20 protein-coding genes are annotated in these 18,388 nt (G+C 41.1%); 16 read left to right on the top strand and 4 right to left on the bottom strand.

The features are described 5' to 3' along the window. Nucleotides 1–94 precede the first annotated feature (94 nt). The 16 genes from J6836_RS21315 (at nucleotide 95) to J6836_RS21240 (ending at nucleotide 13,250) form a co-directional block, all read left to right on the top strand. Entirely contained in the window at nucleotides 95–928 is an 834-nt protein-coding gene (locus J6836_RS21315; protein ID WP_219245809.1) for a winged helix-turn-helix domain-containing protein, read from the top strand. After that, a complete protein-coding gene (locus J6836_RS21310; RefSeq protein WP_255586278.1) occupies nucleotides 906–1,400 on the top strand; it encodes a FidL-like protein in 495 nt (164 codons plus the stop codon). Before J6836_RS21315 ends, J6836_RS21310 begins: the two co-directional genes overlap by 23 nt. Nucleotides 1,401–1,852: 452 nt before the next feature. Then, the gene (locus J6836_RS21305; protein WP_219245808.1) at nucleotides 1,853–2,404 is read left to right on the top strand and encodes a fimbrial protein; all 552 of its coding nucleotides are present in this window, start codon (nucleotides 1,853–1,855) and stop codon (nucleotides 2,402–2,404) included. A 44-nt stretch (nucleotides 2,405–2,448) separates the two neighbouring features. Next, nucleotides 2,449–3,018, top strand: a complete 570-nt coding sequence (locus J6836_RS21300) for a fimbrial protein (RefSeq protein ID WP_219245807.1) — start codon at nucleotides 2,449–2,451, stop codon at nucleotides 3,016–3,018. A 34-nt stretch (nucleotides 3,019–3,052) separates the two neighbouring features. Then, nucleotides 3,053–5,542: a fimbria/pilus outer membrane usher protein gene (locus J6836_RS21295; protein WP_219245806.1), complete on the top strand. Its 2,490-nt coding sequence runs from the start codon at nucleotides 3,053–3,055 to the stop codon at nucleotides 5,540–5,542. Between the two features lie 13 nt (nucleotides 5,543–5,555). Next, entirely contained in the window at nucleotides 5,556–6,284 is a 729-nt protein-coding gene (locus J6836_RS21290; protein ID WP_219245805.1) for a fimbrial biogenesis chaperone, read from the top strand. A gap of 28 nt (nucleotides 6,285–6,312) precedes the next feature. Further along, entirely contained in the window at nucleotides 6,313–6,663 is a 351-nt protein-coding gene (locus J6836_RS21285) for a hypothetical protein (RefSeq protein WP_219245804.1), read from the top strand. Continuing rightward, nucleotides 6,656–7,183 (top strand): fimbrial protein, encoded by a 528-nt coding sequence (locus J6836_RS21280; protein WP_219245803.1) that lies wholly within the window; start codon nucleotides 6,656–6,658, stop codon nucleotides 7,181–7,183. Before J6836_RS21285 ends, J6836_RS21280 begins: the two co-directional genes overlap by 8 nt. 11 nt (nucleotides 7,184–7,194) lie before the next feature. Beyond that, nucleotides 7,195–7,704 (top strand): fimbrial protein, encoded by a 510-nt coding sequence (locus tag J6836_RS21275; protein WP_219245802.1) that lies wholly within the window; start codon nucleotides 7,195–7,197, stop codon nucleotides 7,702–7,704. A gap of 14 nt (nucleotides 7,705–7,718) precedes the next feature. Next, entirely contained in the window at nucleotides 7,719–8,774 is a 1,056-nt protein-coding gene (locus J6836_RS21270; protein ID WP_219245801.1) for an MrpH family fimbial adhesin, read from the top strand. Nucleotides 8,775–8,792: 18 nt separating this feature from the next. After that, nucleotides 8,793–10,199 carry an O-antigen ligase domain-containing protein gene (locus J6836_RS21265; protein ID WP_219245800.1) on the top strand — a complete coding sequence of 469 codons (1,407 nt, stop codon included), beginning with the start codon at nucleotides 8,793–8,795 and terminating at the stop codon, nucleotides 10,197–10,199. Between the two features lie 62 nt (nucleotides 10,200–10,261). Further along, complete coding sequence (locus J6836_RS21260; RefSeq protein WP_219245799.1) at nucleotides 10,262–10,525, top strand: helix-turn-helix domain-containing protein; 264 nt, start codon at nucleotides 10,262–10,264, stop codon at nucleotides 10,523–10,525. A gap of 170 nt (nucleotides 10,526–10,695) precedes the next feature. Next, nucleotides 10,696–11,253 (top strand): LemA family protein, encoded by a 558-nt coding sequence (locus tag J6836_RS21255; RefSeq protein WP_219245798.1) that lies wholly within the window; start codon nucleotides 10,696–10,698, stop codon nucleotides 11,251–11,253. Between the two features lie 20 nt (nucleotides 11,254–11,273). Further along, nucleotides 11,274–12,314: an E3 ubiquitin ligase family protein gene (locus J6836_RS21250; protein WP_219245797.1), complete on the top strand. Its 1,041-nt coding sequence runs from the start codon at nucleotides 11,274–11,276 to the stop codon at nucleotides 12,312–12,314. 1 nt (nucleotide 12,315) lies between these two features. Beyond that, entirely contained in the window at nucleotides 12,316–12,858 is a 543-nt protein-coding gene (locus tag J6836_RS21245) for a LemA family protein (protein WP_219245796.1), read from the top strand. Next, nucleotides 12,855–13,250 carry a hypothetical protein gene (locus J6836_RS21240; protein ID WP_219245795.1) on the top strand — a complete coding sequence of 132 codons (396 nt, stop codon included), beginning with the start codon at nucleotides 12,855–12,857 and terminating at the stop codon, nucleotides 13,248–13,250. Before J6836_RS21245 ends, J6836_RS21240 begins: the two co-directional genes overlap by 4 nt. Nucleotides 13,251–13,301: 51 nt before the next feature. Here J6836_RS21240 and J6836_RS21235 read toward each other — a convergent pair whose 3' ends face one another. The 4 genes from J6836_RS21235 to J6836_RS21220 are packed head-to-tail and all read right to left on the bottom strand — an operon-like array spanning nucleotide 13,302 to nucleotide 18,331. Next, complete coding sequence (locus J6836_RS21235) at nucleotides 13,302–14,525, bottom strand: RhtX/FptX family siderophore transporter (protein WP_219245794.1); 1,224 nt, start codon at nucleotides 14,523–14,525, stop codon at nucleotides 13,302–13,304. 1 nt (nucleotide 14,526) lies between these two features. Continuing rightward, entirely contained in the window at nucleotides 14,527–15,942 is a 1,416-nt protein-coding gene (locus tag J6836_RS21230; RefSeq protein WP_219245793.1) for a PepSY-associated TM helix domain-containing protein, read from the bottom strand. Then, a complete protein-coding gene (locus J6836_RS21225) occupies nucleotides 15,939–16,190 on the bottom strand; it encodes a hypothetical protein (RefSeq protein WP_219245792.1) in 252 nt (83 codons plus the stop codon). Before J6836_RS21225 ends, J6836_RS21230 begins: the two co-directional genes overlap by 4 nt. Beyond that, complete coding sequence (locus tag J6836_RS21220) at nucleotides 16,190–18,331, bottom strand: TonB-dependent siderophore receptor (RefSeq protein ID WP_219245791.1); 2,142 nt, start codon at nucleotides 18,329–18,331, stop codon at nucleotides 16,190–16,192. Before J6836_RS21220 ends, J6836_RS21225 begins: the two co-directional genes overlap by 1 nt. Nucleotides 18,332–18,388: the final 57 nt, after the last annotated feature.

Raw genomic sequence — 18,388 nt, 5'->3', positions numbered from 1 at the left:
TACTCTAATTCAGTTTAATTGACATATCCCGAATTACGGGTATAAACTGACACCATACAGTTGTATTCCACTATAAATAAAAACCCATCCTAAAATGAAATATTTAATTAATCAGCATGTTACCTATGACAGCTATCAGGGGCTGTTGTATACGAGTGACGTTGACGATGCAATTAAGCTGACGACAACGTTAAATCGTTTACTTTTAGTATTAGCACAAAATAATGGGGAAGTTTTAGATAGAGAAACTTTATTGCGCCGAGTTTGGGAAGAACATAACCAAGTTGTTTCTGACAATAATTTAAATAGCAGTGTCTCTGTTTTACGCCGCCATTTATCTTCTTTTTTCGATGAGGAAGTTATTTCAACTATTCCCAAGGTAGGAATAAAATTTTCAGCTGATTTAATGTTTATCACCCCTGATGAGCAACCAGAAGAACAATCAGAAGAAACCACTTTAGAAGCCGCACCATCACTTTCTACTTCTTTTGAACCACCTATAGAAAGCAATGAACAAAATGAAATAAAATCCGAGGCTCCTGTTAAAAAATCCTATATTTTAAATAATCGGTATCTCGAAATAACATTGATTGTCGTTATTATCTTTTGTTTGCTTTATCTGTTTAAAAGTTATTTTTTTGCTAACCGTACAGAATACCCAGAAGTCGGTCAAATTGATCAATGCACCATCCGGTATATAAACAGTTATCATAAAGCAGACACTCGTTCAATGAGCTTTTCTGTACTAAAAGAAAGGCTAGAAAACTTAGGCATTAACTGTAAAAAACCTGCCACTGTTTTTTACTATAATGTAGGGATTATCACTCAAAATAAAAATTTCAACGATGACTATCTCTTTTTATCTTACTGTCCTAAAACTGCAAAAGATGGTGCCACGATAAGCTGTGAGAATTTCTATGTCAAATAATAGACCTGCACGCCTTGTTTTTTTATTTCTCACTGCCATTATTTTAGTTTTTATTAGTTTATATTTTTACATTAAAATTAATACACCTATTGTGCCTGACTGCCGCGCAACCTTGAAAATTGACATTTCAGACGACCGTTCTAGTTTAAGTGGCTATTATTTATTGAGTGTCATTCCAAGTGAAGAGAATAATAATCAGCACTCTTTTATTATGACGGGGGAAATTAATTTTAATCATAAAAAATACATTATCTCTCGTAAGCTACTTATTGAGTATAAACAACAAGGCAGCCATTTTTTTTCTCGTGTAAAAAATATCTATATTGATCCAAGTGACCAAGCTGGCGATGACATTTATATCCGAGGCCTCCCGCAGCTTAACCAAATTTACTTCACCAGAGTAAAACGTTTAAACGATAAAAATTATATTTTTGAAGAAAATTACTCACCAATGTTTATTTGTACGATCTAACTCCCCCGTAATCATCAAAAAAAACCACAAAAATGCATCAAATATTCTAAATTTGATGCATTTTTTTTTGCATTTAAAAAAAGACACATTAAAACACCTTAAAGACACAAAAATTAATTATTTACTTCAATATTAATAAAGCATAAAAACATTAAAATACATTAAAATACATTAAATAACAGAGCAAATAATCATATTGAGTTAAAATACAAGAATTTTATTTCAAAATACACCTGCGAAGGGTAATCTTTACTCCGTCGAACAGACTACGTTTCAAATATCATTTCCTGATATGGAAGTACGAATGGAAACAGGTTTATAAAAGGCCCAATTATCTTTTATATACAACCAGCCACATCCCAATGATGGGTAAGTAAATGAATTCCTATAATGGCTCTTAATTTAGAGACTTCATTATAGAAGTTGTTAATTTTTCTCTTAAGGATTTTAGTATGAAATTAAATAAATTATCTGTTGCTGTTTTATTTGCTGCGTCAACACTGTCTAGCGCTGTATTAGCAAGTGGTAACACAGGTGAATTACATTTCAGCGGCCAAGTAGTTAATGCGCCATGTAATATCGAATCTGAAAGCACTAAACAAGAAGTTCCTTTTGGTCAGCTTTCTCGTGCCTCTTTAGAAGCAGGTAATGCCGCTGAAAAAGATATCGCGATTAAAATTAAAGACTGTAATTTCGATGAGTTCAGCAAAGATGCTGACGATAACTGGGTAGCCGTTAAAGATATCAAAATTACTTTCGGTGGTAAAAACTATGTTGGTACTAACAAGGAATTCTTAGGAACAACAGGTTCTGCAAAAAACATTGGTGTTCAGATCAAAGACTTTAAATTTGATGAAGCAAAATCTGTGATGAACCAAATTCGTAATAAACAAGGCGAAAACGTTTTAGAATTTACCGCATTAGCAAAACGCGTTGATGGTGCAACAGCCGTTACTGAAGGTGAATTTAGCTCGATTGCTGATTTTAAAATCACATACGAGTAATATTTTTAAAGGGAGGGTTATTCCTCCCTATAAAAAGGTTCATTATGAAAAAATATATTTATTTTTGGACGGCATTATTATTGAGTCCTCTAAGCTCCTATGCAACAAATTCTAACGTGGGGCATGTGCAAGATGGGCTTCGTGGTGAGGCAGTCATGCAAGGTTATATTGTTGCGGCGCCCTGCTCTATTGAAACAGACAGCCAATATCAATATATCAATTATGACTATATCTCTAACTTTAGTATTAATGAAATAGAAGATAGAAAAATAGCACGAAAACCCTTTTATATAAAATTGAATAACTGCATCAGCGAATATGACAATAATAACCACAAAGGAATTAAAATTCGCTTCTTTGCCCCGCAAGATCTATACAGCAACGCCATAAAACTTTCAGGCCCTAATCCCGGTGTTGTTTTATATATTTACGATAGCAATGACAACTTATTAATGCCAAATAAACTCTATTCCATATCCGATAACTATATTTATTTCGATCATAAAAGTAAAGAAAGTTATTTGAAATATGAAACAGAACTAGGCACAAGTAATAATGAAATTACACCTGGGGATTATTTTACCACTATTAAATTCAACGTTACTTACGATTAATAAATACACTCATAATTAATTTGATGAAAAAATCATGGTTAAACTTAATATTTATTCCTACATTATTGTAACGTCTTTTTTATCGTCTATTTCGTCAATCGCCTATGCGGTCGAATTTAATACGGATATGCTAGATACCGAAGACACACAGAATATTGATTTTAGCCAGTTTTCTCAGGCCGGATTTATTATGCCTGGCACTTACCATTTAACAGTCAAAGTGAATAATGAGAGTGTGGGCAGTGCGCAAGATATTACGGTGGTCGCACCACAATCCCAACAAAGTCACTTATTCAGTACGGTTTGTGTTCCTTCCAATATTCTGGATCGTTTAGGACTAACATCGGATGCCATCAAGTTAGTCCAATACCGTGATGATGGGAAATGCTTGGATTTATCCGCACTTGAAGGCGCATCCTTAAATGTGGATTTATCCACGCTCACGCTCTCCATTTTAATTCCACAAAGTTATTTGGAATACACCGACCCGAGTTGGGTGCCCCCTTCCCGTTGGGAAGAAGGGGTTAATGGCTTTTTATTGGATTACAACCTAACGGGTTCTTTAACGCGCAGAAATTCAGGCTCACGTGAGTCGTATCTTTCAGCCAACGGAACTACGGGGCTGAATATAGGTGCATGGCGCTTACGGGGTGATTACCAAGCTAACTACCGTAAATCCACGGGGAGCTTTGAGAACCAATACAGCGATGTCGCCTTTAGCCGAGTATTTGCGTATCGCTCAATTAAATCCATCGCGTCTATTTTAACGCTGGGTGAAAACTACTTTTACTCCGCTATTTTTGACTCTTGGCAGTACACCGGTATTTCCCTTGAAACCGATGAAAATATGATGCCGCCAAAATTAACAGGGTATGCCCCTGAAATTATTGGTATCGCCCAGACTAATGCGACGGTGATTGTCAAAAGCCATAACCGTATCGTGTTAGAAACTACCGTGCCTGCGGGGCCGTTTCGTATCCAAACACTCGATAGCTCCATTCGTGGGACGCTAGATGTCACGGTGCGTGAAGAAAACGGTGAAGAACAACAGTTTAGTATTACCACGGCCGCGTTACCTTACTTAACAAGGCCGGGGCAAATTCGCTATAAATTTGCCGCAGGGAAACCACGTTTTAATGGCCGAGAGCTTGAAGGGGATTTAACCGCGTCAGGCGAGTTGTCCTATGGGTTAAATAACCTGTGGTCTGTCTATGGCGGGTCGGTTTTATCAAAAAATTACCAAGCCTTTTCGGCAGGTTTTGGCCGTGACTTGTTTAGGTTCGGCAGCCTTTCCTTTGACGCCACGCAGTCACATGCACAGTTAATTGATAAAACATTAACTGGGCGAAGCTACCGTCTCAGCTATTCCAAATCGTTTGACGAAGCCAGAACAGATATTACGTTCGCAGGGTACCGTTTCTCGGATGAAACCTACCGCTCCTTGCAGCAAACCTTGGATGAGCGCCGAACAGGCAATGAAACCCAAGCACAAAAAGAAAGCTACCAAGTCAACATCAACAAATATTTTGATGATTTCTCGCTGGGTGGCAACTACCAATACAACACCTATTGGAATAGTGAAACTGAAGAACAGTACAGTTTATATCTGAGCACCCTGTTGAATTGGGCGGCGGTGGGACTGAAAAATATTAACCTCACTGCATCGGCAACTCGTTCAAAAAGAGCAGGCTACCAAGATGATGCCATCAGCCTATATTTTACCATTCCCTTATCCCAAGGCAGCAGCTTTAGCTTTTCGGAGGGCTACACGCGGGATCAAAATGGGAAACATAGCTCAACCCACAATGTGGGCTACAGCGGGTACAGCGATCAGCGTAGCTATAACCTGAATGTGGGCTACCAAACTGGGAGCAACCAAGATGACCAAACCAGCTTCAGCGGCTATTTAAGTCAAAACCTCCCATATGCCTCTATTTCAGGGAATGCCAGCTATGTGCCCAATGAATACCACAGCGTGGGGGGCTCAATTAATGGCGGGTTCACCTTAATTAAAGAAGGGATCGCCATGCACCAAGCAGCCTATGGAGGCACACGCCTCGTCGTCGAAACGCCGGGCGCCGCGAATGTACCGCTCAGTGGTGGGGTGTATCAAACGAATCACTTTGGCCTTGCGGTCTTACCGAATGTGAGCAGTTACCGAAAAACCAGCGCATCGATTAATACCAGTAAGTTACCAAAAGATGTGGAAGCATTAGAGACCGTCGCAGATGCCACGTTAACTCGCGGTGCCATTGGCTATCGTAGCCTGAATGTGATTCAAGGTGAAAAAACTTTTGCGCGCTTAAAACTCGCGGATAACAGCTACCCCCCATTTGGGGCCAGCGTGCGTAATAGCAACAATATTGAGCTCGGCATTGTCGGTGAGCAAGGCATTACGTGGATTGTCGGCATTCGAGCCAAAGAATTATTAAATATCTATTGGGGAAATAAACTTCAGTGCAGTGCACACGTTCCTGACGTCATTAACCCTCAGGACGTTTACCCCACAATCATTTGTCGTTAAGAAGAGAACTAAGATGAAATTGAACCGCCCTTTTTTATATTTGACTACAGCATTTACGCTCACGGTAAGTGTCTTGAGCACTGCTCACGCCGCTGTCACGCTTGACCGTACGCGTATTATTTTTGATGGTAATCAGTCTTCTATCAACATTACCATCCGCAATGACAACCCTGAATTACCTTATTTGGCACAATCATGGTTAGAAAATGCATCTGAGCAAAAACTCGAAACGGGCCCGATTATTGCCACGCCACCTATCCAGCGTATGGAGCCCAAATCCACCAGTTTAGTGCGCTTAAGTACCGCACCTGACGTAGCAAAATTACCCCAAGACCGAGAATCGCTGTTTTATTACAACCTGCGCGAAATTCCGCCGAAATCATCTGAAGCGGGCGTGTTGCAGATTGCATTACAAAGCCGCGTAAAGCTGTTTTATCGCCCTGAAAGCATTGTGGCGCAAAGTAAAACAGATTGGCCGAAACATATCACGCTAACACCTACGGCTACGGGCTACACGTTGAATAATTCAACACCGTTTTATATCACGGTGATTGGGATTGGCAACAGCCAAAAGCAATCGGAAGAGAGTGATTTTGAAGCCATCATGGTGCCACCAAAATCAAACCAAATCATTAAATCGGCAAAATTTTCAACCCCTTACCTGACCTATATTAATGATTATGGCGGAAAGCCATCACTGGCATTCAAGTGCCAAGCGTCACAGTGCAGTGTCACGGAATAATGTGTCAAAAATAGAAAGGAGCAGGACAATGAAATTAGGTTACTTAGCGCTATGGGCCTTTGCAATTCCCTCGTTTGCAAAATCCACTGCGCCTGTCACTACAGGCACCGTCTATGTCAACGCGCGTATTGTCACTGCTCCTTGTCAGCCTGTGATTTCATTGAAATTAAATGAAAGCACTTTGCTTGCACAGACCTATCAATTGGAAATAAATTTTTCCCATTGTCGTCTATCAACACAACAGCACGCTTGGGTCCCTTTTACCTTGAAGTTAGGCACGCAAAAGTATGTGTTCTCACAGCCCCAGAGAAATAACGCCTTCGTATTATCGCTTCCTGCCAATAAGGTGGCTCAACGTTTGGAAATAAATTATGACTAGATGCGTAATCTTTTTATTTAGCCTTTTATTCCTTACGGCGAATAACACTTTTGCCAACAGCCTCACAGTGTATTTTGAAGGGGTACTCGTGCCGTTGGGTTGTCGCCTCAGTGATGATGACACCCAGAAGAAAATTTACTTGTCTGGGCTGCGTTTTTCATCCCTCGAAACATTGGGGCGCTCTGACATGCAGCCTTTTAAACTGGATATCGTGGACTGTTCAACGATGGCATTAAATAAAACCATCAAAATCACCTTAAACACCCAAAATACCGAAGTACACAATGGTATTCACTACCTAAAAACAACCGGTGAATCCAATGTGTTATTAGCGCTGACCGACAGTAATGGCAAAGAGCTCGACCTAAATACAAAAATAGATGTCAGTACCGTCACTGAATCAGGAAAGGGGTCAATTAACACCCTGTCATTTGGGGTGTATGCGCAAAAACCCTTTAATGCACGTTTAAAAACTGGCGGGTTTGCCTCGACCGTGACGTTCAACCTTGATTATCAATAAGGAGAATGAAAATGAAACTGGCACGTTTTGTCTTCCCTTTCATGGGGCTATTAATTTCCTTTGGTACTCAAGCCGATATATTGCTGTCACTGTCTGCCAAGTTAGTGCGGCCACCGTGCGTGTTAACCACCGAAAATGGTGAAAAAGAGTTATTTATTAACTTTCGAGAAGTCGCTTTAGATAGATTAACGGAAGAAAAACAATCGTTTGGTATTTTGATTAAGCAATGTGAGCTGCGTAAAAATTTGCAGATTTATCTTTCACCAAAGGAAGGCAATACCCTGACCGTCAATAACGAAACGGTACTGGCTACCTCAATTAATGGGTTAGGTATTCGCTTTTCAGAAGAAAATAAAAGCACGGCGTTGAACTTGAACAAATGGGAAAGGATCGCCCCCACTGTCAGTGGAGATACAGGGAAAATCGTTATTCAGTCGCAACTGGTGACTAACCAAGCCTTAGAAAACCTGACCGCTGGGCCATTTAGCGCGGCCTTATCGGTGATGGTTGATTACCTGTAATAGTGGGAAACCGTATGAAAATGTTAAAAATTTATTCGCAATTGCTTTTATTATTACCGCTATGTTTAAGCAGCTTACATGCGCAGGCCACCCGCTACGCGGGTGCTGGCGGTGGTTATAAAATGAATTTAGTTTCAAACAATTCGGTTGTTGCGAGTACCCCAACAATTGGCACAGATAATAATAAATATTATCTAATTGCCCCTGCCAATAAAACAGGAATTGTTATTGATGAAACCAGCTCACAGCCTTTTGGGCAGGTTAAATGCACAGTTAACTATCTCGAAGGAAATTACAGTGCAGGACTCCCTTGGAGTTATGCTTATCACCGTGTATTTGCTTATATGCCAGAAGCCGGGTTTTCACTTAAAGGGTTAACGGCCTATAAAATCAACTCAAATACTTTTTTTACCCTTTATTCTGATAACGGTATCACTAGCGGGTGGCGAAATATTTCAGGGCGCGGGTGTTCCAATGAAGAAATGGGGCCATTAGATACTTCTTTCTTTACTGTGCATTTTCCGTTTGAAGTGAGAATTTATGTTAAAGATATTCCTGTCGATGGCAAAATTGTTATCCCTGATGCGATGATTGCAGGTTATACCCGTTTATTCCAAGACACAGGGACTCCAACTCTTTACGTCCCAGCTGATAAGTCCAGTGTGAAACTAGACCTCACGACATCGGTGGTAAATTATCCCTCCAATTGCCGTTCGAATATTGATAATCTCAATATTGACCATAAAACACTGGATGCCTATGAATTTAATAGTAAGGAAACACGTACTGTGACTTACACCTGTGAACGTGTTCAGCCCGTTAAAGTAAAATTAAAATTAGATTATGCCACTGACACTGACCCAGAAAAACGCGTCCCACTAAAATCAGGCAATAACACGATTTACTCTGATGTCACGTTGTTTGATGAGCAAACCAACCAAAGTGGTAAAACCATTGAAACAACAATAGACAAAGTCAAAAACATTCGTATTGAAAGCAAACTTTCAGGTTCAGATGCAGAACCAGGGGACTACAAGGGTAATGCTTGGTTAATCGCGACCTTTATTTAATGTAGCGGTAATTGCACTATGATTATGATATCTCGCTCATTATTTATTGGTATATTTATTATTTGGCATTTAGCCAGCCTAATTTACATTGATAGCTTAGGAAGTTTACGTCAATCACTTCCCCAAAATATCATTAGTTGGCTTGCTATTGCCATGTTGATTTCGATTGTTTCATTTACGGTATTTTATCGAAAAAATAAAATTGTTATTACCGTACCTGCAATTTGCTTTTTTATTGCGCTAATTTTTTTAGCCATAGGGCTTGCTTATTCAGCAGACATAAATAGCGATTTGATTTTTTGGTATTGGTCTGGCATTACCATTGGCGTCTTGTTTTATATCACTGGGCTACAAATAAAAGATAGATGGCGGGTACAATCATTTTGTATTTATTGTAATATTGCATTTTCAGCTATTCAGGTGTGTTTGACAGGTTACCAATTTTTTACTCAACCAGATATTTTTTATTTCGCAACGGATATGCGGTCAAAGGGTTTATCACAGCAAATTAATATATTGTCAGTAAGTGTAGCTGCATCATGCTTACTAGCTATGATGACGCTTATTTTATCGCAATTTACCTTATTAAATTCCAAGTATGAAAATATAAGGGCGATTGCTTTAGGTTGCGCAATATTTTTATTTACTTTAACACTCGTAACGTTGCAATCTGTGACAACATGGTTAAGTTTTATTGTTGCCATTTTTATATTTTTTTGTCTTTTCTACAAAAAAAATCAATTAAGAGTGATTGCAAGTTACTTTATTATGGCTATAGCTGTGTTTATTGGCATTTACCTTATTAAACTCTGCCCACAGTTTATCAATGCTGAAGCAATTAATCAGTTTCATTTAAAACAGATGCTACGGTTTTCAATTACTCTTTTTTTAGAGCAACCTGATGATATATGGGATCCATCGTTAATCCCTAAGGATGGCTATGGCAGAACACAACTTCCATTGTTAAGTTCGGAACAGTATATTGTTCCACATTCTCATAATGAAATTTTCCTTTGGATTATGAAAGGTAGCAATATTAACTTAGTTTTTATGGCACTGCTGATAACAGGGAGCATTTACATTATTTTCCAGTCTTTTATTAAATACAAAAAAAACGGTAATGGATACTCATTAGCAATGATAATTTCAATAACACCAATTGTCATTCACAATAATGTCGAATACCCGTTTCTTTTATCGGTATTACACTGGGGGACTATTATATTATTTTTATCTTTTTCAGACTCAGCATTTTCATTAAAAGAACAATCATTATTTTATATTAACAAGAATTTATCCAAGTTATTTAGCATTATGATATCAATTATTGGGCTTAGTGTATTTATTGTAGGGATAGCTTTATTTAATGGAGATAATAATATTTATTCCAATAATGATATCGAATTAATAAGCCTTGAGGGGTAATTGAGTATACACCTGCTATCTCTCGCGGATTCGATTCATTATTATTTTATTAGAGTTATATTATGAAAAAATATCATGCAGACATCTCAAATTCTTATATTGGGCAAAAAATGCGCAAGCGTCGTTTACAAATGGGCTTAACAGGCGACAATTTAGGTAAACAATCAGGGTTAAGCCAACAACAAATATCGCGTTACGAGCGAGGTGTGCAAAACTTCACTATTCGCCGACTTTGCATATTCGCCAATATTCTACAATGCGATTTAAACTATTTCCTTGAACAAAATTATACCGAAATAGATGTCACTGTAGATCAGTTCTTTTAATGCCTTTTAAATATGCATAGCTAGCATCACTCTAGTTTAGGTGTTAGCTATGTATATCACCTCTCAACTCCCGCAATTTATCCCTTTTCTGATTGCATAATTTATCACCCTCTTATACGTTTAAGCTCAAATCCTAAACTCGCACCATTTTCTGGTTAAAAGGCTCGAATATGACAATCACCCTTATCGTGGTATTTATTGCGCTATTACTTTTAGTGGGCTGGGGAATTTCGATCTATAACCGCCTAATCAGTACACGTAACCAAGTCAGCAACCAATTTGCAAATATCGATGTCATTTTAAAGCAGCGTGCAGACCAGATCCCGCAACTTGTCACCATCACTGAAAAAGCGATGGAGCATGAAAAAACATTATTTACTTCATTAAGTGATGCACGCCAAAGCTATTTTAATGCCAAAGGGTTAAATGAAAAAATTGCTGCATCGAATGAGATGGGCAGTGCTCTGCGCAGTATTATCGCGATTGCAGAAAATTACCCAACGCTGATTTCAGGTGAACAATTTACCCAATTACAAGTCACCTTAAGTGATGTGGAAAATAAAATAGCTCAACGCCGTGAAGGCTTTAATGACGCAACAACCGAATACAATACGGCAATCCAAATGTTCCCTGACAGCATTATTGCCAATGCGTTTCGTTTTACGCAATTACCCTTATTGGAAATTGCAGATGACGAAAAACAATACCATGGTGTTCAATTCAAATAGCCTTCACTGGGTGAACAAAAATGTATTTTTTACTAGGTGCCACAGTCGGTGCGTTAATTTTATTTCTTGATAAGCAATTTTCGATAAATAAAAAAATCACTTGGGGCATCATTCCCTTTTTTAGTATGGCCTTTGGTATGTGGGTATCTATTTCCCCGACTCAGGGGGATTACCCGAGTATCCTGTATTACGTTGTTGTGATGGTGATTACCTTTTTTGTTTCTCGTCATTTAGTTAGGATCACGGAATCGGGTATTCAAGCCTACCAACGAATGCAAAATGAAGGCTCATCGAAATTTGCGGCATTTGTTAAAGTTGTTGTGGGAACATTATTGGCCACCTGTTTAATGGCCGGCTTTTTTATTGACATGCGCATCTTTTTCCTCGCATTTGTCCTCACCTTTGTTTTTAAATTTATTGAAAACACACCCACCAAACGCTTTTTAAAATTCCAAAAGAACTTAGCCACCTCAAAAATACGTTCCGTTGCCATGGGGTTAGTGGAAGTTGAAGGGAAGATCACTGCGGGTACGGAAATCAAAAGTGAATTGGGGAATAAAAGCTGCTATGGCTCATTTTATTTTGAATATTCCGTTTCCAAAGATAAAGATGGCAAAAAAAGTTATACGCTACAAAACAGCAAAAAACGTATGCATCACTTTACGTTGACCGATGATACTGGCTCAATCAATGTTGAATGTGATCCTGATTATTTTGTCTATCCAGGTTTATCACCCCATGCAGATATGGAAAGTGGTAACCGCCGATATACTGAATATATTTTAGAGCCAAAAACTAATTATTTATTAATCGGCACCGCCGATTCGGATGAAAATGGTAAACCCATTATTATTCGCAAAGCACCGCATTTATTACTGGGTGTTTCCCCATCAGATTTTGTGGTCAGTTGGAACAAAGCACGGCCTTTGCGCCGTAATTTGACACTCACCGTTATTGCTGCACTTTTACTGATTGGGACGATTATTATCACGCCAATGGATTACCAAAATGGTCAATTACGTATGCATTTCGACCAAATTTCATGGCTAGGTGATGACTAATATGGAAAAAATTATTTTCTTTCTAATCATCGGGATTGTTGCTTTTATTTTTTTACGTTATTTGGTGAACACCTATAACAACATTATTTTTTTAAAAAATAACTGCTATAAAGCATTTGCCAATATTGATGTGTTATTAAAAAAACAGGTGGAATTATTGCCTGTGCTGACCCAAGTTGCAGACCAAGCCATGGCGCACGAAAAACAGCTATTTAGTGAATTGATTCAGAGCCGACAGCGCTATTTAGACAGTACAAAAATAGAAAGCAAAGTCGATACAGCAAATCACATTGCCCCTAAAATGAAGCCATTAATTGCCATCGCAGAAAAGTACCCACAGCTCATCAGTAAATCGGCACTATTAGAATTGCAAAAACAAGCAAAACTCGTTGAAGACCAAATAGCTGACCGCCGTGAATTCTTTAACCAAACCGTCACGCTCTACAATACGGATATTCATGTGTTTCCAAACCTGATTTTTGCTGTGTTATTTCGCTTTAAGGATATCCCTTTGCTGTATGGCCAACAGGAGTCTACATCATGATTAGCATCCCTTTTTCTTGGCTGGGTTTTACCGATTGGTTATTAGATCAAGAGGCGGGAATTATTATCATGTTTGCCACATTTGGCACTCTGTTTGCTTCTATTGTCAGCTTAATTATTCTCAATGTGTTGGGGCTAAAAAAATTGTCAGGCTATGTAGCGGGCTCTTTGTTTTGCTCTGTTTTTATCAGCATGATTGTTATGATCCCATTGATGTTATTGTTTGGCTTTGAAGAAACCATTAAATTCCAGTTAATCTGGCTAGTGATTGTTGGCAGTTGTTTGCTATTTTTCTTAACCAACCAAAATTATTTAGATAGCTACTTCAATAAAGCAGTAGACAAAGCTAACAATGAAATTAAAAACAAACAGAAAAAATCTAAGGGCAAATAAGGCACAAAAACAGAGCAAGGCTCTCTTGCTCTGTCCGATTATTTTACACTCTTAAGCTTGCTCTGTTTCTAAACGTTGTACATAACGGTAATGTGAAAAGGTCACAAAAAGTGCCACTAAGGCGATTGAAGCCCCTAAAATAAAACCACCTGAATAGCCAACCGCTGCCGTCAGCCCGACTAACATCATTGAGCTAACTAGCTCACCAATATCCCGCGTACTCTGTACCGCCGTCATGTCTGTTCCTGCTTGGTGATATTGTGATGCAAATTGCATCCCAGCGGTCATGATCGCTACCGATGTCACTCCCGCAGATAACGAGCCAAAAGTGATACACAGTGCAACCATACTCATGGATACACCATTAAACGATTGCAACATCCACAATAAAGAGGAAATCAACGCGAACAGCAAGCCAAACGAAAATGCACGCCAAACGCCAATTTTGCCAATTAACCATGCCCCTCCGCCGCAGCCCAACACTAAGGTGACCATCCCCCCCGCCATCCCCATCTTGCCGATTTGTGCCAACGACCACCCAGCATCGTTTAAAAACAGTTTCGCTAGCCCAAATCCTGAAACCGCCGTTACCGCAGACAATAAGGTTAACAACAATAAACGCGAAGCTCCACGGCGCTTAAACGTATTGAATAAGCTCGCTTTTTCGTCTGAGCCTGTCTCTATCACAGTATTTTTTAAGGGGCACAAAGAGATGAACAATAGGCTGAGTAACGGCACGCAGGCTAATATCCCCAATGCCATATGCTGCCCTAGACTTTCGCTCATGATCATTAAACCGGCTCCGCCAATAAAGAACCCTGCCATCACACCCGCAATCTGAACCGCATTAATTTTTGACAACATCGTGCCACTGACTTGTTCCGCTGCCATTCCATCCGTTGCAATGTCCTGCGTTGCACTTGCCAGTGAAGCAACAAATAGCAACACCACACAAGGGAGTGCATTCTCAACGGATAAACCCAACGAGCTCAGCGCAAACATCGTCAGGGTGACAATAATTTGCATGGGAATGATCCAGCTTTTTCGGCGACCAAGCTTTTTCCCCCAATGGTTGTCCACAAATGATGCCCACAAAAATTTCACCACCCATGGCAAGCCCACTAGCGGTAAAAACGCCAATACTTTCAATTCCCCACCATCGTGGCGCAAGAAGGTCGGCAATGCGTCCATCGCAATCCCCATTGGGATCCCTTGGGCAAGGTAAAGCAGGCCAAGCGTCAACACTAACTGTTTATTTTGTAAAAGATCTTTCATATTAACTCCGTGCACGTTTTGCTGTGCATGACATTGTCTGACAACCGAAAAAACTGATAAGCAGCCCTACTGCGCTACACAGCACAGTGAGGTCAATACGTGAAAATGGGGTTGAATGGGAAACCCAAGAAGTAATAAGTGTGGTAAATAATAGGCTGGCTGATAACACGCAAATCATTGCTAAACTGGCGCGTACATTTTTATACAGCAAACACAGTAGCAAGCAGGTAGCCCAGCATAGGAAAAAAGAAGAGGATGACAGCAACAAAGGCCACGGTGCCAATGCAAGTAAAAGGCTACTTGCCAGCAGCAACCCACCACAGCTTCCCACAATGAAACGCGCTGATAGCGTCTCCACTCGCCGCCAGCACCACATTGCCAACCCCGCCGAGACTAATATCAAGGCACCGATGCCCGCCATAAAATGCAACGTACTGGCAAGGTTTTCACCTTGAGACCACCATTGGTATTGCCCGTAATGCACAGGCTGAACGGCAATAAAAGCCCTTGTCCACACACTTTGCTGGGAAGAATCACGCATACCAATAAGCTGTTTTGTGGCGCTATCAAATTGGTATTGTTCAAAATTCGCAGTGGAAAGCTGCCCTTCTCGCATACCGCCAATAATCCACTTTTCACCTTGGAACCCAACGGTTTGGGGGATAAAAGACGGTGCGATTTCCCCTAACGCCGCAATAACGGATGCCACCGTGCTTTCAGCTACATCAGTCGGAATTTCTATTGCATCAAACCCGCCCATCAGATTTTTCATTATTATTTGAGGTGATTCGGGTGCCGCTCTTTGTGCCAATGTGACTGTGCCCAAAGCACCTAATCCAGAAAGCGCCCCAGTCAACGCAAAGAGAATCAGCCACGGGTAACACCAAAGCCCCAGCCAACTGTGTAAGTCATGAAAAAATAATCGTAAACTTGCTCGCCTCGGCAAACGCAGCATCGTAGCGATACGCTTGCGTTGAATGAACCACCCTGTGATCAACAAAACCGCCAGCGCAAACCCAAATAAACTGAGAAAAATACGCCCAGGAAAATCAAGAAAGAGGTTTTTATGCAGTGTGACCAACCACATCGCAGGGGTATTTTGTTCGATTGGCTTACCTGTAATGGCACTAAAGCTGGAGGCGCACTGCCCCATGCCTTGGCAAAAAGTGATAACAGGGTTATTCCCTTGGGGCAATTGGATCATTTTTGCATCAGACTGCAGAGCAACTAGCCTATCCATCGGTAATATTTGCCCTGACAATGGAGCGCCATTCCACCATAAGCGCAGTGCATCACTACCTAAACTCCAGCAACCACTAAATAAAATGATAAATAAAAAAATGCCGAAAAATGCCCCTGCACTACGATGCAGCCTATCTAAACGGTGAGATAAAGAAGGTCGTTGGCGAAGGCTCATAATACGCCCCCTAACATAAACGCGAGTGGTAGAGGCCACCAGCCATAGCTGCGTAATAACGCGCGCTGCCAAGTCGGCGCTGTTAGGTTGTACACTAATAGCCCCATAGTGACCAAGCTGCTAAGAAAAACAGCAGCATATAATCGGTTTAGTGGGTCTAATGACGGGTAAAAGCGTGCTATCAACATCGATAGCACGGCACCGCCCATGATTGTCCCAATAACTGACAAGGTACTCGCTAATTTCATTAAAAATCAGCCTTTAAGGTGAACATCACATTCCGTGGGTCGCCATAACGGTTATTCCATTGTGGAGAGAACAGCCCGGAATAGTAACGACGGTCAAATAAATTGTTCACGTTCACCGCAGCCGTCCATGTTTCATCAATTTGGTAGCCTAGACGCGTATTGAAAATCGCGTAGCCCCCTTGGCGTAATGTTATATTTCCATTGCTGGTGCTATAGGCACTTTGTGCCTGCATACCACCGCCTAAGCTCCACTTACGTTCCCCCCAAGGGAGGTCATAATTTGACCAGACACGCAACATATGGCGAGGCGTCAAGGTATTGTAAGAATCCCCTTTGTGCTGGCTATCATCACGGTATTTCGTGTCCGTATAGGTATAGCCCACGGATAAATCCCAGAATGGCGTGATATACCCAATGCCTTCAAGTTCAAAGCCTTGGCTACGCACTTTTCCGCCACTAATAAAATAGTTATTAAAGCCGCCCGTTGGGTGCTCAGGGTCAATTTGTGGGTTATTTTTGATATCGATTTGGTAAACAGCCCCCGATAAATTCAAGCTACCATTTAGTAAAGAACCTTTAATTCCCGTTTCTAAGGTTTGACCTTCAACAGGCTTAAGCATTTTACCGCTCCATGTTTTCCCTGTTTGAGGTTGATACACGGTGGAATAGCTGTTGTACCAAGACCATTGCGGTGCAAAGTCCCAAATCACACCGCCGTAAGGGGTAATTCGGCCATTTTCGGTGAAATTCGCCGTTGGTGTTTTGACATCCCACCAACTATCACGCGCGCCAACAATAACCGTGACAGGCTCCACCACTTTAATGCGGCTCATCCCGTACACACCCTTTTGAGTGGTTTTGGTGGCACCCGCTGAGCTATAAGCACCAATTTTCGGTTTCGGCACACTGTGCGGATCCCAACGATACACGTTCACAGGCACATTCAATGCTGGATCAAGATTGGCACTGTATTGTTTTTCACTGGCGTGGGAATAGCTCGCGCCCACAATAACATCATGCTTTAAGCCCCAACCATCCACTTTGCCATTCACGCTGGTGTCTAAGCTAGTTTGTTCATTACGAAATTTATAGGCCCCGCCCATCAACATCGCGCCATCACCAGTGACTGGGTCAATGTTACCCCATGCCCCTGCGTACAAGAGACGTGCGTTAACATGTTGATATTCAGCGTTTAATTTATATTGCCAATCATCATTGATTTGGTGCTCAATACCCGCAAAGCTACGTGAGGTATCCCATTTGAAGCGATCCCAATCCACATCCAGATAGGTTTTGCGTGGAAGATGCAAATCACTGCCATCTTTCCCCATCGGTACCCCCGCCATATTGGTTACTGAATCAATGGTTTGGAACTGAGCACCCATACGTAATAATGTGTCTGGGGTGATATCGATATCGACCGTGCCGTACATCAAGCGAGTTTGCTGGTCTGAGATATCATAGAAATAATCTTTATCTTCCCACGCCATCACAAAGCGCCCGCGCACTGAACCAGAGTCATTGAGCAAGCCGCCCACATCCACTTCACCACGGTAGCGATCCCAGCTGCCCACACTGAGGCTCAGTTTTGCCATATTCTCTTTCGGGGCATGCTTACGCACCATATTGACCGTTGCCGCAGGGTTTCCCATGCCATGCAATAAACCATTTGAGCCCCGCAAAATTTCCACACGCTCATACACCGCCATATCTTGAGGTGAGCTTGCCATATTCCCTAACAGGGCTGGGACGCCATCAATTTCGAATGAATCGATTTGGAAACCCCGCACATAATAAGCGGTGGTCAGTTTCACATAAGGTGCACTGGTCACCCCTGTTGCACGTTGCATAACATCATCAAGGGTTTGGAGATTCTGTTTCTCGATTTGCTCTCGGTCTATCACACTCACCGACTGCGCGACTTCCCGTGGCTTCAGCGCCATTTTGCCTAAGGTTGTAACGCCAGGCTCGATATAGTCATCATCTGACGCCGAAGATGCTGTCACTTGAATGGCATCGTGCTTGGGCTGCACTGTGGGCTCAGCATATGCCATCAAAGACCAACTTGCAGTGGCACACAGTAGCGCACAAGGCGTTAGGCGGGGGATCCCAAATATTTTGATGTTAGACACTGACAGCATTTCCTACCCTTAAAAAGTTAAATGATAATTGTTATCAATTTAGCAATTAATGGCAGG

The organism is Providencia sp. R33, assembly GCF_019343475.1.
Lineage (GTDB): Bacteria > Pseudomonadota > Gammaproteobacteria > Enterobacterales > Enterobacteriaceae > Providencia.
The sequence above is the reverse complement of the archived record's forward strand: the minus strand, read 5'-3'. Positions and strand labels throughout refer to the sequence as shown.